This is a genomic window from Nitrosospira multiformis ATCC 25196 (genome assembly GCF_000196355.1).
Taxonomy (GTDB): Bacteria; Pseudomonadota; Gammaproteobacteria; order Burkholderiales; family Nitrosomonadaceae; genus Nitrosospira; species Nitrosospira multiformis.
On sequence record NC_007614.1, the window covers coordinates 1306552 to 1328122 of the forward strand.

Annotated in this window: 16 protein-coding genes; 8 read left to right on the plus strand and 8 right to left on the minus strand. The window is 53.7% G+C overall.

The genetic code is table 11. From position 1 onward, the window contains the following. Nucleotides 1-498: 498 nt before the first annotated feature. Complete coding sequence (locus NMUL_RS16070) at nt 499-1128, plus strand: imm11 family protein (protein WP_011380480.1); 630 nt, start codon at nt 499-501, stop codon at nt 1126-1128. A gap of 152 nt (nt 1129-1280) precedes the next feature. Here the strand turns inward: NMUL_RS16070 and NMUL_RS05985 are convergent, their stop codons facing one another. Then, nucleotides 1281-1685 carry a phage holin family protein gene (locus tag NMUL_RS05985; RefSeq protein WP_011380481.1) on the minus strand — a complete coding sequence of 135 codons (405 nt, stop codon included), beginning with the start codon at nt 1683-1685 and terminating at the stop codon, nt 1281-1283. A gap of 505 nt (nt 1686-2190) precedes the next feature. Between NMUL_RS05985 and NMUL_RS05990 the strand changes: the two genes are divergently transcribed. Together NMUL_RS05990 and NMUL_RS05995 are read left to right on the plus strand one after the other, a co-directional pair. After that, nucleotides 2191-4461: an EAL domain-containing response regulator gene (locus NMUL_RS05990; RefSeq protein WP_011380482.1), complete on the plus strand. Its 2271-nt coding sequence runs from the start codon at nt 2191-2193 to the stop codon at nt 4459-4461. 250 nt (nt 4462-4711) lie between these two features. Beyond that, nucleotides 4712-5479, plus strand: coding sequence for an MBL fold metallo-hydrolase (locus tag NMUL_RS05995; protein ID WP_041352416.1), 768 nt, complete (start codon nt 4712-4714; stop codon nt 5477-5479). 72 nt (nt 5480-5551) lie between these two features. Here NMUL_RS05995 and NMUL_RS15925 read toward each other — a convergent pair whose 3' ends face one another. From NMUL_RS15925 to cysB, 7 genes are all read right to left on the minus strand, one after another. Next, nucleotides 5552-5728 carry a hypothetical protein gene (locus tag NMUL_RS15925; RefSeq protein ID WP_167535558.1) on the minus strand — a complete coding sequence of 59 codons (177 nt, stop codon included), beginning with the start codon at nt 5726-5728 and terminating at the stop codon, nt 5552-5554. Nucleotides 5729-5948: 220 nt separating this feature from the next. Further along, complete coding sequence (locus NMUL_RS15280; protein WP_011380484.1) at nt 5949-6266, minus strand: hypothetical protein; 318 nt, start codon at nt 6264-6266, stop codon at nt 5949-5951. Between the two features lie 151 nt (nt 6267-6417). Then, on the minus strand, nt 6418-6627 hold the full coding sequence (locus NMUL_RS06005) for a hypothetical protein (RefSeq protein ID WP_041352418.1): 210 nt from the start codon (nt 6625-6627) through the stop codon (nt 6418-6420). Nucleotides 6628-6795: 168 nt separating this feature from the next. Further along, the gene (locus NMUL_RS06010; protein WP_041352419.1) at nt 6796-7020 is read right to left on the minus strand and encodes a hypothetical protein; all 225 of its coding nucleotides are present in this window, start codon (nt 7018-7020) and stop codon (nt 6796-6798) included. Between the two features lie 324 nt (nt 7021-7344). Continuing rightward, nucleotides 7345-8517 carry a cupin domain-containing protein gene (locus NMUL_RS06015; protein WP_049783067.1) on the minus strand — a complete coding sequence of 391 codons (1173 nt, stop codon included), beginning with the start codon at nt 8515-8517 and terminating at the stop codon, nt 7345-7347. A gap of 115 nt (nt 8518-8632) precedes the next feature. Further along, nucleotides 8633-10483, minus strand: coding sequence for a DNA mismatch repair endonuclease MutL (gene mutL, locus NMUL_RS06020; protein ID WP_011380488.1), 1851 nt, complete (start codon nt 10481-10483; stop codon nt 8633-8635). A gap of 338 nt (nt 10484-10821) precedes the next feature. After that, a complete protein-coding gene (cysB, locus tag NMUL_RS06025; RefSeq protein WP_011380489.1) occupies nt 10822-11748 on the minus strand; it encodes an HTH-type transcriptional regulator CysB in 927 nt (308 codons plus the stop codon). 185 nt (nt 11749-11933) lie between these two features. Here cysB and NMUL_RS06030 point away from each other — a divergent pair, with 185 nt between their 5' ends. From NMUL_RS06030 to NMUL_RS06050, 5 genes are all read left to right on the plus strand, one after another. Then, entirely contained in the window at nt 11934-14027 is a 2094-nt protein-coding gene (locus tag NMUL_RS06030; protein ID WP_011380490.1) for a nitrite/sulfite reductase, read from the plus strand. Between the two features lie 42 nt (nt 14028-14069). Then, nucleotides 14070-14828 (plus strand): phosphoadenylyl-sulfate reductase, encoded by a 759-nt coding sequence (locus NMUL_RS06035; protein WP_049783068.1) that lies wholly within the window; start codon nt 14070-14072, stop codon nt 14826-14828. 187 nt (nt 14829-15015) lie between these two features. Continuing rightward, nucleotides 15016-15951 (plus strand): sulfate adenylyltransferase subunit CysD, encoded by a 936-nt coding sequence (cysD, locus tag NMUL_RS06040; protein ID WP_049783149.1) that lies wholly within the window; start codon nt 15016-15018, stop codon nt 15949-15951. A 141-nt stretch (nt 15952-16092) separates the two neighbouring features. Then, nucleotides 16093-17376 (plus strand): sulfate adenylyltransferase subunit CysN, encoded by a 1284-nt coding sequence (cysN, locus tag NMUL_RS06045; protein WP_011380493.1) that lies wholly within the window; start codon nt 16093-16095, stop codon nt 17374-17376. Between the two features lie 265 nt (nt 17377-17641). Continuing rightward, complete coding sequence (locus NMUL_RS06050; RefSeq protein WP_011380494.1) at nt 17642-21220, plus strand: FAD-dependent oxidoreductase; 3579 nt, start codon at nt 17642-17644, stop codon at nt 21218-21220. Nucleotides 21221-21571: the final 351 nt, after the last annotated feature.

Consider the following 21571-nt stretch of genomic DNA (forward strand, 5'->3'; position numbering starts at 1 on the left):
CTTAGGAACAAGTCTTCAGTAAGGGGCAGTCTAAGAACACCAGTCTTCGTTTTCCTGGATCAATGAGGTTGATGGATGCTATCGTCAAAATCACCGACGAGCAGGTGAAGAGGAAAACGCCGTCGGATAAGTTCTCGATCTGTGGCGAAGGGGGTAAACCTACTACATCATTCTTCTGAGAACCGGGACGCCACACTGGCCATACCAGCTGAAGAATACGCGCAACTCAGCCGGGGCCAGATCTACTACCGGAAGAGGCCTCCCGGAGGGTTGGACTATTACTACAATCGGAGGTCAAAGTGGGGAAATAGGGAGAATACAATAGCTAATCATTGAGTAAAATCTATGCCGGCTGGAGCATGTCAACATTCTTACTATTCCCCCTACGGTCACCGCAAGACACGACCGAAGGAAGCTCGACATTCGAGGTGAGGTATTGATGGAACAAAATGGCAAGAATCATCCCCGTTGTCACCTCTGCGCTTTTCTTGCGCCGCGATGACATTTACGGTTTACACATTCGAGGTGGGGCTGGGCCAGGAATGGATATTCCCGGTCGACGAAGACCATTTCGAACTGTTCTTCGCGATGAATGGGAAGGTTATCTCGAACTGGGATCCACCTGTCATGAGGGTCAATCGCGAGATCAATCATGAGGAGAGATTTAGTTCCAGCTTTCCCTGGCTTGATGAACATGTGCCATTTTTGCGAAAGCCGGCGGTGATCTTGCTGAAGTATGAACGGTTTCTGTTCAATCACGAGAGAAGGTTCTATTCCGACTTCCCTTGGTTGGGCGAGCATGTGCCGTTTTTGAGGAAGCCTGCGGTAGAGGCTCTAGGGCACGTCTTGCTGAAGTATGGACAGCTTCTGCCCGTGCGAGGAGAAGAAGTTTGGCTCTTCAACGCAACGACTGTGCTCGACGCGCTTGATCATGAGCGCTCCCACATCGTGTACTTCGACGACGGCGGCATTCTGGCAATCGAACGCTATGTCTTCGACAGAGGCAGGATCGGAACGGCGGAAGTCTTCAAGCTGCCGATGAGGGCGTCACCCGTTTTTGTAACTGACAGTTTTGTCAAACAGGTACGAAGTGCCGGACTCCGCGACGTTTCTTTCAAGGCGTTGTGAAGCTCCGCTGATCCTTGACTGCGGGTCGTTGCGTGGCCATGGAAATGACTGCCTTCCCTGAGTGCCATTTGAGAATGCGGCAGCTCTGAAAAACGCTTCAGTTCAATAATTGTTTATTAAACCTGTATCGAACCAAAATTGGTTTATTGCTTTCAGATCATCACACCTTTTTGCTGAGTGGGTATCTCGAAATAATTTTCTTCGGATTGAAATACCATCGTGCCGATGAATAGGCTGACGATTGTGACCACGATACTCGCAAAGAACGCAGTCCAGAATCCAGAAACCCTGAATCCCGGAACGAGCGCCGATACCAGCATCATCATAAGAGCATTGATAACCAGCAGGAAAAAGCCGAAGGTGATCAATGTCAGCGGGATGGTCAGAATGATAATGACAGGCTTCACGACAGCATTGACCAGGCCCAACAGCAAAGCGGATATGAGCAGTGATTTTTTACTGCTGAATGAAATCCCATTAAACATCAGGCTCGCTACCCATAGCGAGAGCGATGTAACGCCCCAATGGGCCAGAAATGCCATCATGTTATCCAGCATTTTTCAGTCCTGATTTCCAGGGTCATATTTAATTGGTATATTAGCAGCTATGGGCGGCGAGCAGCGAGTTTCGCATGATAGTACATTTGCCTTTGGGGATATCGGAAAATTTTACAGTGATTTTACTGTTGTTTGGGAAGAACGGCTCTTCAGGCGAGGCTAAGGGGATGGCGCGGATCCTGCTTGTTTTTGAAGTACGACGTTTCCGTACCGGCTCTGGTGTATTGCGCAAGCTGCGGTATTTTTAGGTTCCACGAATATTGTAGGGTGGGGTGAAGAGTGCGGCGTCTTCACCCCCATCTAAATAAGGGATAAATCCGGATAATCAATCGGTACGCAAGCGGATGAGATTCTTTCCGCTTTCATCCGGGTTGGAATGGGAGCAGCGATAGTATATGTGAGGGAACAGATTGGGTGTGAAGCGCGGATTGGATTGGGAATCGAACAAAAATTTATTAGCCCTGGACGGATCCAGTGTTAAACAGGTATTAAAACGGAAAATTCGATGACGTCTTCTTCCGATATTCTTAATGCCCGGATTTTAGTGGTCGACGACCGGAAAGGTAATGCCGAGCTCCTTCATGGCATGCTTTCGAGCGCAGGTTATACTTCAATCACCTGCACCATGAATCCCCGGGAAGTATGCGATCTTCATCGCGCCAATCGGTATGATCTCATCCTCCTCGATCTGATGATGCCGGGAATGGATGGATTTCAGGTGATGGAATGCTTGAGAGAAATAGAATCAAGCGGGTTACAGGTTCAATCTCAAGGTGAGCGCACGGCTCTTCCCGTCCTGGTAATCACTGCCCAGCCGCAGCATAAGGAGAGAGCCTTGCGGGCAGGGGCCAAAGGTTTTATTACTAAACCTTTTGACCGTCTGCAGATGCTGACCCATATTCATGACGTGCTTGAGATCAGGCAGTTGCAGAAACAGCTGCAGAAATTTGCGGTACGCAGTGAAGGTGTGTCAGAGGAGAAAATTTTTCCCCGGGAAACCGGGGATTTGTTTGATCAGCTTGCGGGTAACCTTCCCCAGGTGTTCTGGATCTGGGATGTTCACGACCAAACCTTTCGCTACATTAACCCTGAGTGGGAGAAAATGACAGGGCAGCGGGTTGGCCGGGGAGATAGGCTGGAAAAGATTTTCGAAGCCGTGCACCCCGAGGACATGGAGCGTGTCCTGCGCGAAGCGGCAGATCTGCCACGGGGGGGAGTGGACCATGATTACCGGTTGCTATTACCGGATATGTCGATACGCTGGGTTCATTCGCGCACTTTCCCTATCAAGGATTCAGCCGGCGTGCATCGAATCGTAGGGGTAATGGATGACATCACCCAGCGCAAGCAGGCCGACCAGCAGTTGCTGCAGGTATCCCGTTATGACGCGCTCACGCATCTTCCCAACCGTATCCTGTTTTATGAGTCACTGCGCAAGGTAATCAAACAATCTGAAATGAATCATCGGATCGTTTCGGTATTGTTTCTCGATATCGATAACTTCAAAAATATAAATGATACGCTGGGTTTCGCACTGGGAGATGAACTGCTGCGTGAGTTCAGTCTTCGTTTGCTGGAATGCCTGCGTGTAACCGATATCGTCGCGCGCATCGGAGGAGATGAATTTGGTTGCATTCTTGTCAGTGCTGACGATTTGGGAAATGCGGGCCTGGTGGCAAGCAAGATCAGGGAAGCGTTGCGTCAACCCTTCGATTTGCAGGGACATCAGGTCACGGTAACAGCGAGTATCGGAATCAGTGTGTACCCGATAGATTCAATCGATGCCGATACGCTCGTAAAAAATGGGGATACTGCGATGTATCAGTCCAAGACGGCAGGCAGGGATACCTATCGCTTCTTTACGCCGGAAATGAATATTCGGGCAATCGAGAAGCTCGACCAGGAAAATGCTTTGCGGAAGGCGCTCGATCGGGAGGAGTTTGTCTTGCATTATCAGCCGAAAGTGGATCTCTCCAACGGATGGGTCACCGGCATGGAAGCGCTCCTGAGATGGAAGCGGCCCGAACATGGCGTGGTGGAGCCGCTGGAATTCATTCCGGCACTCGAACAGACTGGATTGATAACCCGAGTGGGCGCCTGGGTTATCGAGAGCGTATGCAGACAGATTGCGGAGTGGCGTCATGCGGGGATAGGAGAAATCCCGGTTTCAGTCAATGTCTCGGGAAGGCAGTTTTCGCGGAGCACCTTGAACCAGGATGTCATTCGGGCAACTCAGGCGAACGGCATCCAACCCGCACTCCTCGAATTCGAATTGCAGACGGAAAGAGCATTGCGGGAAAACAGCATCGATTCCGATCTGCTGGAACTGGAGCTGACGGAAAGCTCTTTGATGATGCATGCAAAGAAGACAGTAAGTATCCTACAGAGATTGAAGGCACTCGGAATCCAGATCTCGATCGATGACTTCGGAACCGGTTATTCAAGCCTGGCATACGTAAAACGGTTTCCAATAGATGTGCTGAAGATCGACCGTTCTTTTATCCAGGAGATCACCACAAATTCCGCCGATGCCGCCATTACGACTGCAATCATCGACATGGCCCACAGCCTTCATGTGAGAGTGGTAGCGGAGGGTGTGGAAACTGCCGAACAATTTGATTTTCTGAAAGGAAGAGGGTGCGACGAAGTACAGGGTTTCTACTTGTCACCTCCGCTCCCTGCAAACGAAATATCCCAATTGCTATTGAGCGGAAATCGGCGGCTTAAACCCACTCCATGCCGGCCCAATACTGGCGAATCTGCCTGTAGTTCTTGAGATTGAGCCTGGCAGATTTTCCCGTCACCGCCCCCAAGGGTGTTCAGGGATTCCTTGACGTCTCATCGAGCGCCACCATGTCGCTAGTCGGGCGCTACCCCAAGCCGAGCGTAAGGAGAAAAGAAGAAGAGGGGTATAAATTCAGGATCAGGACGGAGAGCATTACTGTGGGGCCTGGAACGGGTAAAATATATATCCGTTGCTTCCTGTCACTCTCTTTTATCTCTCATAATTTGTTTTGTTCATGAGCATGCGCTTTGCCTGTTTGGGAAGTGGTTCGCAGGGCAACGCTCTGGTAGTCGAAGCGGGGAACACCCGGTTGTTACTGGATTGTGGCTTTACGCTCCGGGAAACCGTTATTCGCCTCGCCCGGCTCGGGCTCGAACCGGACACCATAGATGCCGTTGTCGTAACTCATGAGCATAGTGATCATATTTGCGGTGTTGCCCGGTTTGCCCGCAAGTTCGGTATTCCTGTCTGGCTGACGCATGGCACGTTGCGCAGTGCGGGGAAAGCGTTCGGGAAGCTGCCAGGAGTCAATATCATAGAAGGTTATCAGCGTTTTTCCATCGGGGCCATCGAAGTAGAGCCTTACCCGGTTCCGCATGATGCAGAGGAGCCTGCGCAATTCGTGTTTGGAAACGGTTCACTGCGACTGGGCGTATTGACTGATACAGGTTGCTCGACTCCCCATATCGAAGCTGTCCTGAATGAATGTGACGCTCTTGTGCTGGAATGCAACCATGATGCCCGGATGCTGGCAAACAGCGATTATCCGGAAAGCCTGAAGCGGAGGGTGGGAGGGCGTTTCGGTCATCTTGAGAATGCTGCTTCGGCAAGTCTTCTCGCCAAACTTAATTGCAACCGTCTGCAGCATGTCATAGCAGCCCATCTGAGCCAGAAGAACAATACCCCTCCGCTTGTGCAGGGAATGCTGAGCAATGCTTTAAACTGTGAAGCGGCCTGGATTGGCGTAGCCACGCAGAGCGAGGGTTTTGAATGGCGCCAGTTATTCTGACAGGAACAGCAAAACCAATAAAACAACAAAAAGCCGTCCCGGGACGGCTTCGTTTATTACGTTAAAAGCGTTTTACTTTACTTCGGAAGAAATGCTGGATTCGACAGCAGGCTGATCCGGAGTTGAGGATCCTTGCGACATGATTTTCGAGTAGTTTTCCTTTTCCTGCTCGGGGAGCGCCTGGTTCGGCTTGCCGCAAGCGGTCATTGTCAGTACTACTGTGGCAGCCAGGAGCGAGAGTCTTATCATTTATTCCCTCTTGATAGTTGATTATGAAATCAACATTCTACATCGGAATGCCGTTGTGCTTCAAGAGACAAGGAGAATAAGGAAGCTCGGGTCGCTGATAAGCGGCGTGGGACAGGTCATCAGGCGAGTGTGTTCGCTTGCTCCTGTCATTCGGGGAGCTCGAAATATTTGGACAAAAAAAACCATCCGAAGGGATGGTTTTTTTGCCTGGCATCTAGACTTAGTGTCCTTCCGGTATTGCGCTTTGTCCCTCGGGAAGGGGGTTGCCATTCCCGTCGAGTTTATGCCCAGGGAGAACAGCTTGTCCGGAGTATTCATCATCCGGATTTGTGCCAGCGGCTGAAGCCGTTGAGTCGCCGGCCGGAGCTGCTGAACTCTTGTCGCCAGCAGCCGCGCCACGCTCTTGATCCAGAGTCGTACCTTCTTCAGTCCGGGTTCCATACGACGTCGAATTTGCAGGCAAGGCCTGTTCCGGTCTTTTGCATGCGGAAAGAGCGAGTGCTGCCATCAAAGCTGCGGCGAGAAGTGAAAGTTTCATTGTCGAGCGTCCTTAATAAAAATGAAATGATATGACGAGAATCACATTATATAATAAAAAATTTCCATTCAATCGAAATTTCCTGCCTCTTGAAGCACTGAGTTTGCAGATCGCACTTTATCGACTGATGAAGGTTGCCTTTTGGCCGCCGTTATTGTGCCGGAGCCTCCCGCTTGGTATCGCCGCCGACAGGTGCTGGTGTATTCCCCGCAGGTTCTTCTTTATCAAGTTCGCTGAAATCGGGTGCCGAATCGCGCTCGACCATCGCGGAGGGTGGGGGTTTATCCATAGGATGTTTTTTGTATTCACAAGCGGACAGCGCAGCAGCTGCCAGCACAATGGCAAGGAGTGAGTATTTCATTATTCAATCATCCTATAGAGTAGTGCAAAAACGATAGTGTAACAGAAGCGTTTGAGGATTCAAATCCCCTTGCTCCGGTCCTTCTCTTTCTGGAGCGGAGCCTGGACCTGGCCATAAAAAAGGCCGTCCCGGGGGACGGCCTTTTTTAACGCTTGGTTAGGCGTATTGTTACTTTGCCTCATCTTTCGGTGGTTCATCTTTCTTTGTCTCCGTCCCGGCACCTTCTTTCTGGGCCGCTTCAATGTCCGCATCACTGAGCTGTCCCTCACGTTTCTCCCAAAGGCTCGGCGGATATTGACCAGGCTTTCCTTCTCCCGGCTGGTGCTGTTTCATTTGATCGCATGCGGAAAATGCCAATGTTACCAACGCTGCAGCGAGGAGCGAGTACTTCATTTTTTTAATCTCCTTATAAGGTTTATAACAAATCATGGGTAAGTTACAAGAGCGTTTCGGCCATTCAAATCTGAGCGGACCACCAACTAGCAGCACCTATCGTAACAGCAGAATTGCCATTACTTTAATAGCAGAATTAGGAAATATTGTCTAGTCGTTGTATTTTACGCCATTCCAGTATAGGGTCTTTGGTTATCACAAGGCCGATTGAAAAATCCATTTTTTACTGGAACGGGACTCGGGGAACCTGGGATTGCATTTCTGAATCACTGCATGCCTTCACTGACTTGCTGCTCTGTCTTTTGCTCGGCTCGCCGCATCAGGTTACTTTCTTTCTATTATCGATTCCTGGATTTCCTCAACTGCCCCGGTATCTTCAACATAAACGACGTAACCATCGAGGTACCACTGATATAGCAGCGCCTGTGTTTCGGCATCGATATCTCTCACAGGGGATAAGGCAAGACGATCGGCCAGCTCTCCTAGTATCCGTTGTGCGGTTTTTCCTACTTCATATACGTCTCCGTTCAGGAAAATTCTGTTTTCCCTGAAGAGCATGCGGCTTTTCAGATCCAGTTGCAGTTTTCCTTTTCTTATCTGATGCACGAATTTCCGTTCGGATATCGGCTCCTGAGGAGGCATAAAAAAAACGTGAGGTTTGGGTTCGGTTAAATACATACCGATAAAACGTTCCACTTCAACGTTGTCCCACTCGATTTTGTCGAGCGCCGCGTTGACCTGATCCAGCATCGCGGAACTGATTTGTCCGGGATGAGTTTGAATCCTGAGATCCGGATCCTCGTAGATACCCGCTATTTCACAGCTGTCCTGGAGATGAACGAGAAACTGCATCGCGAGCTCCTGATAGGTGGGTGCGCGAAAACCGATGGAATAGGTCATGCAGGGTTCCACCGCAACTCCATCGTGCGCATAGCCGGGCGGCAAATACAGCATGTCGCCTGGTTCCAGTACCCATTCCTGCTCCGGCCTGAAATCCTGCAGAATCTTGAGCGGTGCGGCGGCCACCAGCGTTCTGTCCTTCTGGCCCGATATTCGCCAGCGTCTGCGGCCTGTTCCTTGCAGCAGAAAAACGTCGTAGGAGTCAAAGTGGGGCCCCACGCCCCCGTCTTCGGGAGCGTAGCTGACCATCAGATCATCGAGCCGGGAATGTGGAATGAAGTTGAATTTCAGCAGCAGTTCACGCGCCGCCGGAAGGAAGTGATTGACGTCCTGCACCAGCAGAGTCCAGCCTTTCTGCGGCAGCCGTGCGAAAGCGCGAGGTGCGAAGGGGCCATGCCTCACCTCCCATCGGCCGTTTCTACGGGTAACCAGACGCGATTGCGCATCTTCCTGACAGGCCAGGTCGATAAGCTCATTGGCATCCAGCAGTCCGCTGAAATCCGGCAAGGCTTTGCGTATCAGCAAAGGTTTTTTCTGCCAATGATCCTGAAGGAAGTCGCTGGGCGAGAGGCCGCCTAAAAGCCGGATTTTCGTCATGGGATTACCGGTGTGAGCGTTTTGGTGAAGGTAACAATGGCTGCACGACATACAGCGGGGCAACGGTGCAATCATTTCGGACTTTTCCGGCGATAACCGGATGCAAGCAATTCTTTTATCTGCCACGCATGAACATCTTATCCAGGTCAGTGCGGCTGATCTCAAACCATGTGGGCCTGCCGTGATTACACTGGCCGGAACGTTCAGTGATTTCCATTTCACGCAGCAGTGCATTCATTTCCGGAATGCTCAGGCTACGGTTAGCCCGAATCGCTCCATGGCAGGCCATGGTGGCGAGGAGTTCGTTTCGCCTGCTGACAAGTACCTGACTCCCTCCAAATTCCCGGATTTCATTCAATACGTCACGCGCGAGGGTCACCACATCGGCATCCTTGAGCGCGGCCGGTACGGCTCGTACCGCGAGCATCACCGGTGAGAAGGGGGAGATCTCGAATCCGATATCATGCAAAACCGCACTGTTTTCTTCCGCCGTGGCGATATCCTGGCTATCTGCCCGGAATGCGGCCGGAATCAGCAGGGGCTGCATGGAGAGCGTGTGGTTGTCGAGCGCCGACTTGAGTTTCTCGTACAGGATGCGTTCGTGCGCGGCGTGCATATCCACGATAAGCAGGCCTCTTTCATTCTGCGACAGGATGTAGACGCCGAGAAGCTGCGCCAGCGCGAATCCCAATGGCGGGATTTCCGGTTCCCGAACAGTCCCTTCCGGCTTCATGAAGGCAGATTGCCCATTGATCCCAGCCTGATATCCAGTCTGACGAGTGCCGGCATTGGAATCGGAACCGAAAAGCACCTGGTAGAAAGCCTGCGGTTGAGCCGCTTTTATCTGAGGCGCCGCCGAGGCAAAAGGAATCGCATCCTGCCGGGAATAAGCGGGAGGTGCAAGGGATACTTCTCCGGCTGCCTTCCGGGTGAATTCAGGAAGTTTCCCGGCTACAGGTACTGCTGCTCCACCCGTCAGGTGCGGCATGGCCAGAGCCTTGTCAACCGTATGAAAGATGAATTGATGGAGCGCACGCGGATCGCGGAATCTCACCTCCGTTTTGCTTGGGTGCACGTTAACGTCCACACCGCCCCCATTTATTTCCAGGAATAGTACAAACGCCGGATGCCGATCCAGATGGAGGATGTCGCGATAGGCTTCGCGCAGGGCGTGGGCAACGAGTTTGTCACGTACGAAACGCCCATTGACGAAGAAATATTGGGCATCGCCAGAAGACCGGCTGTAGGCAGGGAGTGCGGCCATGCCCCATAACCGTAGATCCGCTGCCTGATCATCGACGAATACCGAGGCCTGACTGAATTCATCTCCTAATACTGCAGCAATGCGCAGTCTTGCATCCGCTGTCCGCAAATGGCTGCGTACAGTGCCATTGTGCTGCAAGGTGAAACCGACGCTGGGCCGTGAGAGGGCAATACGCTTGAACACGCTCTCGCAATGCGCAAATTCGGTAGCTTCTGTTTTCAGAAATTTCCGCCGGGCGGGAGTGTTGAAGTAGAGATCGCGCATTTCCACGGCTGTTCCCTGGGCGAACGCAGCAGGCTCAGGCGGGGTGAACCGTCCTGCTTCCGCCTCTATCCGCCAGGCGTGCTTATCTCCCGCGCTGCGGCTTACCAGAGCCAGCCGGGAAACGGAAGCGATGCTTGCAAGCGCTTCGCCGCGAAAACCCAAACTGGGCACATTCTGCAAATCCTCCAGAGTCCTTATCTTGCTGGTGGCGTGGCGGGCAAGTGCAAGGGGCAGGTCTTCTCCGGAAATTCCCGCGCCATTGTCTGCCACCCGCACAAGCTTGACACCGCCCTGGAAAAGCTGCACCGTTACTTCGGTTGCTCCCGCATCGAGGCTGTTTTCCAGTAGTTCCTTGAGCGCCGAAGCGGGACGTTCAACGACTTCTCCCGCCGCAATCTGGCTGATGAGAAGATCGGGCAGGGGTTGGATTGCATTCATGGCTGATCACATTGGCAGGGCATCTCTTCATTATACTGCCCGGAGCCGAAAAGCCCTGAACAAGTCTCCTGCAGATTTCGCCTGTCGCTCGTATGTCGCGCTGCCCCGCTCTCGTTTGCGCAGCTAAAAGACGGCTGGCAGGGGGTGGCAGGTGGCAGGTGGCAGGAGAGGCGGGAAGCGATGATTAACACGAAGGTGAGGGGAGGCAAAGAACGGATGAAAGGATCGATGAAAAGGGAACAGTAAAACGGGGACGGGTGAAACGCTGTTTCCGTTCGCTACCCTATGTGCCCTTATGTACCCGTATGTACCTTATACCCGCTATGCCCATTTGCCGTTTATGGACGTTCGGTCATGGCCGCCGCAACGGTTGCCCGGTCAAGATGGGGGGCAAACATTTCGATGAAATCATATACGTATTTGCGCAGATAACTGTTGCGGCTGATACCAATGCGTGTCGTGCTGGGTTCGAACAGATGGCTGGCGTCAATGGCTCGCAAATGCCTGTCGCGCGAAGGTTCAAACGCCATCTGCGCCAGTATCCCGATTCCCAGTCCCAGTTCCACATAGGTTTTAATGACATCCGCATCAATCGCCGTGAGCACGACATTGGGGACCAGGCCTTTTGCATCGAATGCCTGATTGATCTTCGAGCGGCCGGTGAATGCAAAATCATAAGTGATGATCGGATGCTCGGCGATTGCTTCCAGTGTCAATCCCTTGAGTTTGAGCAGCGGATGCCTAGGCGGAACAATTACGCAGCGGTTCCACTGGTAGCAGGGCAGCATGACGAGTTCGCTGAACAGTTCGATTGCTTCCGTGGCAATCGCTATATCGGCCACTCCGGAGGTGACCAGTTCAGCGATCTGTGTCGGATTGCCCTGGCGTAAAACCAGTCGCACCTTGGGGTAGCGTGCGGTAAAATGCTGAATTGCGGAAGGCAGTGCATACCGCGCTTGTGTATGGGTCGTCGCGATCGTCAGAGAGCCGCTGGCTTCATTGGCAAATTCCTGCCCCACCTGCTTCAGGTTTTTTGCGTCTCTTAACATTCTTTCGGCAATTTCAAGAATCGCCCGGCCGGGCGGCGTGGTTTCGACCACCCGCTTGCCGTTCCGTACAAAAATATCCACCCCCAATTCGTTTTCCAGCAGGCGGATCTGCTTGCTGATGCCGGGCTGGGAGGTATGGAGAATTTCCGCCGCCTTGGATAAGTTCAAGCCCTGGTTGGCGACTTCGCATAGATAACGTAATTGCTGCAATTTCATGAGTCGTGATCTAAATAATGTTTGGTTATGTTAATCTAACATAATATTCTTTCACGATATATATGTTCATTGCTATTATCGCGTTTTCGATGCATCATGCGCGGTTTCCTGCTCCTCGCATGTGTGGGCGAAGCGGGGAGAGGTGATGGGATATGGCAGACACAGTGGAATAGTGGAGGACGTAAATGGGTTATCTGGATAACCTCGCAAATGACGGGGAAATAGCTTTGTACGATCAGTCGGTACAGGAGTACCGCGATCTGAAAATGGATGTTACGCGCTTTACTGCCGGCCGCCTTCAAATGGGGATTTATGGCCAGCGGCAGGAAGGGGTCAACATGGTGCGTATCAAGCTGCCCGGCGGACGGGTATCCGCTCCGAAACTGAGAACGATCGCCTCCGCCTTGGAGAAATTTTCCCGGCACGATGTGGTCCATATCACCACGCGCCAGGATATCCAGATGCATTACGTGCCCCTGGAGCAAACACCGGCCACCCTGCGCCACTTGGCGGAAGGGGGGTTGACCACCCGCGAGGCCTGCGGCAATACGATACGGAATATAACGACTTGCCCGCTTTCCGGGGTGTGTCCTCGCCAGCATACCGACGTCACCCATCACCTGGAGGGAACGGTGCGGCATATGCTGCGCAATCCCTTGACGCAGCAGATGCCGCGCAAGTTCAAGATCAGCCTGTCAGCGTGCGAGGCTGATTGTGCGCAGGGGATGATGCATGATCTCGGGGCCATCGCGGTACGCAATGGGGAGCACTTCGGCTTCAAGGTTGTTGCGGGCGGTGGTCTCGGACACAAGCCGCATGAAGCTATCGTTGTAGAAGAATTCATCGAGGAGAAGGATCTGCTGGCGGTGATGGAAGCAGTGATTCAACTGCACAACCGCTATTCGGATCGTACCAAACGCGCGAAATCGCGAATCAAGTTTCTGGTGGACAAATTCGGTCCTGAAGGGTTTGTCGAAAAATATCGCGAAGAGTTGGTGCGTACCAAATCGGCACTGGCAAACATTGATTACCCGAAAGGCGAATGGAGTCCCGGCAAGGAGGGGGAAGCGCCAGGCATTGGCGCCCCGCGCCGTATTTTCCCGCAGAAACAGGCAGGCTACTATGTATTCCCCATCAGCGTGCCGATGGGCAACCTGAACGCAAGCCAATTGCGCGCCCTCGCCGATATCTGTGACACCTTCGAGTTGCCCGATATCCGCACAAGCCAGGATCAGAACATGTTCCTGTCAGACGTGCCCGAAGCCAAAATCGAGCCCCTGCGCGCTGCCCTTGCTGCGTTGGGATTGGGAGTGCCGAAGGCGGGCGATGATGTGGTGGCCTGTCCGGGAACATCGACGTGCCGTTTGGGGATTACTTCCAGCACGATCGTGGGACCCAAACTGAGCGGGGGCGAGCATGACCTGAAGATACGGGTATCAGGATGTCATAATGGCTGCGCACAGCCGGAAGCGGGAGATATCGGCATCTACGGTGAAGGCAAGCGCATGCACGGCAAACTCGTGCCGCATTACCAGATGCACTTCGGGGGTAATGGGATGGCGCGCGGCGCGCTGGCGTTCAAAGGCCCATCGATACCGACAGCGCGTATCGAGGAGGCGGTGAAACGGGTGCAATCGGCTTTTTCAGCTACACGTGAAGCGGATGAGCCATTCTTTTCCTGGGCGCATCGGAAGGATAAAGCCTATTTCAATGATCTGCTGGCGGATCTGGTGGAGGTCAAGCCCGAACAAGTGGAATCTGTTCTACGCGATCATGGCCAGAAGGCTGATTTCAAGGTGTTGCAATTGGGCGGGGGTGAGTGTGCGGGCATAGTACAGACAAGGACGGGCACGAGCTTTTTCGAAGCGGCACATGAGCGCAATTATCGGGATGCGCTCAAGTTTCAACTGAAATTTGCCGATTCTGTTGGGTGCGCCGAAGAAATTGCGCGCCTGCTCGCACAAGGTACGCTGGAACTGATTGGCGGCCAGAAGCGCGACGACTTGTCGGATTTGGCGGAGGAATTCCGACGTTTGCTGCCCACCAAGCCGCGGCTGTCCCGGCAGTTGGCCAAATTTGCGGAAGATTTCGCGAGCCCTGCGGAAGAGTTGAATGACGCTCGCCTGACCGAGTGGTTTGCCGAATTGGATACGTGGACGATGGAGGTCGCGCAGTTCTGCCTGGATTTCGACCGTGGGCTCGATCTGGAGGGTGCGCTGCCGAGGCCGCTTCCCGCGAAGTCAGCGTTGGGACGGGTACCTTCATCGGCAACTGTCTGATTAACTCGATGAATGATTGGCCGGGAATGATTGGTTGAGGACATGAGCCTGGATCAAAAAATTGCAGAGGTGCGAACCCTGCTCGAGAGGGTGCAGAAAGATTATTTGCCTGCCACTTTCGCAAACAGTTTCGGCGCTGAGGATATGGTGCTGACCGATCTCATTGCGCGGCATTATCCGGATATCGAAATGTTCACATTGGATACCGGACGGCTTCCGCAGGAAACCTATGACCTCATGCAGCAGGTTACCGAGCGGTACGGCATCCGGATTCCAGTCTATTTTCCGGATGCTGCCGCAGTGGAAGCGTACGTGGCGCAGAACGGCCCCAATGCGTTTTACGACAGCGTGGATTTGCGCAAGAAGTGCTGCCACATCCGCAAGGTCGAACCATTGAAACGGGCCTTGAGGGATAAGCGCGCATGGATTACCGGTTTGCGCCGGGATCAGGCGCCCACGCGGAAGGGTTTGGTCGAATCGGAGTTCGATGCCGAGAACGGTCTGCAAAAATTCAGCCCTTTGCTGGACTGGAGCCAGGCTGACGTGTGGGCGTATCTCAAGCAGTTCGATGTGCCATACAACGCTCTGCACGACAAAGGTTACACGAGTATCGGATGCGCTCCTTGCACTCGCGCCATTACCCCCGGTGAGGATGTTCGTGCGGGCCGCTGGTGGTGGGAGGATCCGGAAATCAAGGAATGTGGCCTGCATCCTGGCAAAAAACGCGGCGCCCATAATATCGCCAGCGCAACTACTGCCGGTTCAGGCGCGGCAGTAAAGGATCTGGCTGTTTCAGACTGAATACGGGATCCCGGAAAGCGGGAATAAAAGACATCGGCGGGCACAGTAGGAATAATAAGCAGGGATAGTAGGGACGAAGGAATTGCGTGGAGCGCCTCCTGAACTGAATGGGGATTGTTTGATGGACGTTATTTTGAATCAAATGGATGAATTTGCACCTGTTGCAGGACCGGTTGCAGGTCTTGTGATGAAGAATGAACCCGTCGTCATCAAGCGGCGTGCCGCGCGACAACTTAGCCACCTTGAAGCACTGGAAAGCGAAGCAATCCATATCATGCGCGAGGTCGCGGCCGAGTGTGCCAATCCAGCTCTACTCTTTTCCGGTGGCAAGGACTCGATTGTTCTTCTGCGTCTGGCGGAAAAGGCTTTCCGTCCCGGACGTTTCCCGTTTCCTTTGATGCATGTCGATACCGGCCATAATTTTCCGGAAGTGATCGAGTTTCGTGACCGCCGTGTCAAACAGCTCGGTGAGCGCTTAATTGTTGCCAGCATGGAAGACTCGATCAAGCAGGGAAGGGTGGTGCTGCGCTCGGAAAATCAGAGCCGTAATCCCTTTCAATCCGTGACGCTGCTGGATGCCATCGCCGAACACGGTTTCGATGCCTGCATTGGCGGCGCCCGGCGCGACGAGGAGAAAGCTCGGGCAAAGGAACGCATATTCTCCTTCCGGGATGAATTCGGCCAATGGGATCCGAAGAATCAGCGCCCGGAATTATGGGATCTTTACAATGCAAGAGTTCATCCGGGAGAAAATATCCGCGTATTTCCCATCAGCAACTGGACGGAACTCGATGTGTGGGAATACATTTCACGCGAGGGGCTGGAGGTGCCGCATATCTATTTCGCCCACAGGCGTGATGTCATCCGGCGCGGCAGTGGGCTTTTGCCGATATCCCACCTGGTTCAGCCGAAGGAAGGGGAAAAGGTTGAAAATCTCATGGTGCGCTTCCGGACGGTGGGTGACATGAGCTGCACCTGTCCGGTGGAGTCGGCAGCGGTCGGTATTGGGGAAATCATTGCAGAGACGGCGGTTACGCGAATTACCGAGCGGGGTGCAACGCGCATGGACGACCAGACATCGGAGGCTTCCATGGAGTTGCGCAAGAGAGAAGGATATTTCTGAGAGGCGTTGCCATCTCCCGAGCGACTCCGGTTTTCCTTTTTTAAGATGACAGCTTCTGAAAGCAGGTAATCTCCGATCTTGTTTCATCTTTGCTTCAGTTTATAAAGTAACGGGAAAGCAGAATTTCAAGACGAGTGTTAAATGTCAGCTATTGAAAATATTTCTTTCGATCATTCGGAATTGTTGCGTTTCATTACCGCAGGTAGTGTGGATGACGGCAAAAGCACGCTGATCGGGCGCTTGCTGCATGACTCAAAATCGATTTTTGAAGATCAGTTGAGCGCGATCACCCATACTTCGCGCAAGCGCGGGATGGAGGCTGTCGATCTGTCGCTGCTCACCGATGGCCTCCAGGCAGAGCGCGAACAAGGCATTACCATCGATGTGGCCTATCGTTACTTCGCCACTCCCAAGCGCAAATTCATCATTGCTGACACGCCAGGCCATGAGCAATATACCCGCAACATGGTGACCGGCGCTTCCACCGCCAATCTTGCCATTATCCTGATCGATGCGCGCAAGGGTGTGCTCACGCAATCCCGCCGTCATGCCTACCTCGCCAGCCTCGTCGGTATTCCTCATCTGGTGGTGGCGGTAAACAAGATGGATCTGGTGAATTACTCCCGGGATGTATTTGAACGAATCTGCCAGGAGTTTCACCGTTTCGTTGCCGGGCTCAATCTGAAAAACATCGCCTATATTCCGATGTCCGCGCTCAACGGCGATATGGTAGTCGAGCGCGGCAACAACCTCGGCTGGTACGAAGGCATGACGTTGATGGATTTACTGGAAAAGGTTCCGGTCGACCATGACATCAACCTTGAAGATTTTCGCTTTCCCGTGCAATTGGTGTGTCGCCCGCAAACGGAGGAATGGCACGACTTTCGGGGCTACATGGGCCGTATCGAATCCGGTTCCATCAGTGTGGGTGACGAGGTGCAGGTTCTGCCCTCCGGCTTGACTTCGCGCATCAAGGAGATTGTTACCTATGAAGGAAATGTCGAGGAGGCAGTTGCGCCCCAGTCGGTAACGCTGACGATTGAAGATCATCTGGACATATCAAGGGGAGACATGCTGGTAAAAATTTCCCAGCTTCCCCAGGTTACAAGAGAATTTGATGCGATGCTGTGCTGGTTGTCTGAGCAGAGCCTCGATCCCCGACGCAAATACCTGATCAAGCATTCTACACGGCTGGTAAAAGCCGTCATATCCCGCATAGAGTACCGGCTGGATATCAATACCCTGAAACATGAAGGCGCCGATATTCTCAAAATGAATGACATTGCGCGGGTATCGCTCAAGGTTCATCAACCTCTCGTATGGGATGCATATCAGCGTAACCATGCCACCGGCAGCTTCATCGTGATTGATGAGGTTACGAACAATACCGTGGCCGCAGGGATGATTTGCCCTTCAAAAGGTTAGGGTCGGTAAGCCCGAGGGCTGTCAGGAAGTAGCAGGTGTTTTAATGCTGCAGGACTGGCAGCAACACAGTCCGGATAGCTCAACAAGGCGTATGGGGAGATAAGGGGCGGATAAGGGGAACAGGACCTTGCCGCTTTTGTATTTTTAAAGCGGGAAAAAGCACAAACTGAAAAGGGATATAAAACTTTTCGTATGTAATCAGTGTTGATGGCTGATGTTTTTTGCCCCTTTTTGATTTCACTTATAACTTTTGAATGACTTTATCATGACAAGTTTACAATCGCCGCTTCACCCGGCACAGGTATCTGACGTTCCATCTCCGGCGCTGGGGTTTGGCATGGCTTTTGCCGACCTGTATCGTCGGGAAGGGCTGGTGAGACTGGACCAGGCATTCCTTGGTTTTCTCGATGAAGGAGAGCCGGGACTGCGTCTTCGTCTGGAGCATGCGCGAATCCAACCCGATCATCTCGATCGCAAGGAAGAAGCTGCACTGCTGATTGAAGTCGCGCCCTGGATGGAGGATTTCATTGCCAAGCTGTTCGGCATAGAGAAAGAAGCCGGAGCGCTTGCCGCACGTCATCATCAGCTCGCCCCCCTTTATTCCTGCAAGAGGCTCTTCGTGCAGCGGCGCGCCATGAACAAGGTCAGTGAGGCGGATGCCGCCGCAGTGGATGGTGTTGCACTGGAAGCAAAACTGGTGGCCGAATTCGGCACTTCTTTCTCGGAGCTGGCTTTTGCAACAAAAGTGACGGAATGGCTGCTGGACGAGGGCGCGAATGAAGACCGCCTCAAGGATGCCTTGCTGTATGCCGCCTGGGCGTTGAAGACTCCTGCGGGGCGGGAGCGCAATGCAACTGGCGTATTGTTCAAGGCCCCGGCCAAGCTCGATTTCCTGCATCTGCTGTCAACGGAAACGGACACGTCGGCAGGTTATACGATTCACAAGCTTCATCATATACGCCGCCGCGAAGGATTTTCCCTCACCGACCGGGGAACCGACCTCGTGGGAGCCCTGGATGAGGCGAATTATTGCATCTGGTGCCATGAACAGGGGAAGGATTCCTGTTCCAAGGGAATGAAAGAAAAACAAAAAACGCCCGATGAACCTGTTACCTTCAAGAAAAGCCAGCTTGGCGTGCTGCTGACAGGCTGTCCCCTGGAAGAGCGCATTTCGGAATTTCACAAACTCAAGACGCAGGGCGTGGCGATAGGCGGCCTGGCAATGATTGTCATCGACAACCCCATGTGTGCCGGCACGGGTCACCGTATCTGCAATGACTGCATGAAATCATGCATTTATCAGAAGCAGGAACCGGTCGATATCCCGCAGGCCGAGACGCGCACCCTCAAGGATGTCCTGGAACTGCCCTGGGGATTCGAGATATACAGCCTCCTGACTCGCTGGAATCCGCTCAATCTGCGCCGCCCTGTGCCGAAAGCACCGACGGGGCGCAAGGTGCTGGTGGTGGGCATGGGACCAGCGGGATATACCCTGGCGCATCATTTGATGAACGACGGCCATACCGTGGTTGGAATCGATGGTCTTAAGATCGAGCCCCTGGAACCGGAACTCTCCGGCGTGAACAAGCAGGGAGAGCACGTTCCGTTCAGGGCCATCCGCAATGCGGATGAGTTGGCAGAGAATCTGGATGAGCGCCTGCCCGGGGGGTTCGGCGGTGTTGCAGAATACGGCATCACCGTCCGCTGGGACAAGAACTTTCTCAAGCTGATCCGCCTGCTTCTCGAGCGGCGGGAAGAGTTTGCGCTTTTTGGCGGTGTCCGCTTCGGCGGAACACTCACCGCGGACGATGCGTTTGCCATGGGATTCGATCATGTAGCGCTCGCCGCAGGAGCAGGACGTCCTACCGTGCTCGATTTGCCCAATGGCCTGGCGCGCGGGGTTCGCGCTGCGTCCGATTTCCTGATGGCATTGCAGTTGACCGGGGCTGCTCAGAGCAACTCGGTTGCCAACATGCAGTTGCGCCTGCCGGTGGTGGTCATCGGCGGGGGGTTGACGGCCATCGATACCGCGACCGAAGCGCTGGCATACTATCCCGTGCAAGTGGACAAGTTCCTCCGCCGCTATGAAATTCTTGTTGCCGTCCAGGGCGAAGCAGCGATCCGTGGAGCCTGGGATGAGGAAGAACGAGAAATTGCCGAGGAGTTTCTCGGCCATGCCCGCGCCATTCGGGCAGAGCGCAAGGAAGCGGAACGGGAAGGACGCGCCCCGCGAATACTTGAGTTGCTGCAATCCTGGGGAGGCGCGACGATCGCTTATCGAAAACGCCTCATCGACAGCCCTTCCTACACGCTCAACCATGAAGAAGTCGAAAAAGCCATGGAGGAGGGCATATGGTTTGCCGAAGGGCTCACTCCCGTCCGCGTGGATACCGATAGATGGGAGCACGCGAAGGCTGTGCATTTTGCGGTACAGGCGCTCGACGAAACCGGTTCCTGGCAGAAAACCGGGCAAGCCGTATTGCCTGCACGCGCTGTTCTGGTCGCGGCGGGCACGCAGCCCAATACGGTGCTTGCCCGGGAGGACGATAAACATTTCAAGCTGCATGGACGCTATTTTGCCGCCTGCGATGAAAACGGCGATCCGGCAAGTCCGGCACGCGGGAATCCCAAGCCCGAGCATCCCACCGTACTGCTGAGCCGTAACGAGGATGGGCGTTTCATCAGCTTCTTCGGCGACCTGCATCCGTCCTATTCGGGGAATGTGGTGAAAGCGATGTCCAGCGCCAAGCAGGGTTATCCGGTGGTCAGCCACGTGCTTGACCGCCTGCCACCCGCTTCCACGAAGCCTGCCTGGCTGTTTTTTGCAGAGATCAATGGCCGGCTGCGCGCAACCGTGCACAAAGTCGAACGCCTCACGCCCAATATCGTGGAGGTCGTCGTGCATGCGCCGATGGCAGTGGAACGCTTTCATCCGGGGCAATTCTATCGCTTCCAGAATTTTGCAACGCTTGCCACAACCGCAGGCGATACCAAACTTGCGATGGAAGGCATTGCGCTTACCGGCGCCTCGGTGGATGTTTCCCGCGGGCTGGTTTCGCTCATTGCACTGGAGATGGGCGGGTCCGCGGATTTATGTGCAAGACTCAATCCGGGAGATCCTGTCGTTCTGATGGGCCCGACCGGCACGCCTACAGAGATTCTGCCGGATGAGACCGTGGCACTGGTGGGCGGGGGACTGGGGAATGCCGTGCTGTTCTCCATCGGTGCTGCGGCACGGGCTGCGGGATCGAAAATCCTGTATTTTGCAGGCTACAAGAAGCTGATCGACCGTTACAAGGTGGCGGAAATCGAGGCTGCGGCCGACGTGGTGATCTGGTGCTGCGATGAAGCGCCGGGTTTCACGCCTTCCAGGCCGGGTGATTACAGTTTTGTGGGAAACATCGTCGAGGCAATGGCCGCTTACGGAAGCGGCGCGCTGGGACCGCAGAAAATCCGTCTGGCAGATGCCGATCGCATCATTGCCATTGGTTCCGACAGGATGATGGCGGCCGTAGGCGCTGCCCGCCATACTCGGTTGAAACCCTACCTGAAAACGGATCACTTCGCGATCGGCTCCATCAACTCGCCGATGCAGTGCATGATGAAGGAAATCTGCGCTCAATGCCTGCAACCCCATAAGGACCCGAAGACCGGAGAAATTACATATGTGTTTTCGTGCTTCAACCAGGATCAACCGCTCGATCAGGTCGATTTCGGCGGATTGGCGTCGCGTTTGCGCCAGAACAGCGTGCAGGAGAAATTGACCACCCGCTGGATCAGTCATTGCCTGAAAGAGACGAGCCAGCCGGAACTCGAAGTTTCTGCGGAGCCCGTCTCTAAATAGGGAACATCGCCTTTCCGGAAAACAGGAATCCGGGTTTTTTCCAAATCAAAACAATTGCGGGACGGTTCTGCGGGACGATGAAAACGTTGTCCGCAGAGCTTGCCTGCACTTCCGCACTTTCATGAATTGTTATAACCGGAAGCGCGCAATCGTGATCTTTTCAAGTCCGCTGATCACCCTTGCAAGAGAAAGAACTGGCGGAAAGTTGGAGAAAAGAATCGGTTTTTCATTTGATCGAGCACTGCATTGTGCCCAGGTTCATTTATAATTCGGGGTTTTTGTTGGAACAGGGCTCCGCGATGGGTGCGAGGGGCTTTTTACCTCGCCACCGAGCGTGGCGCATACAAGAAA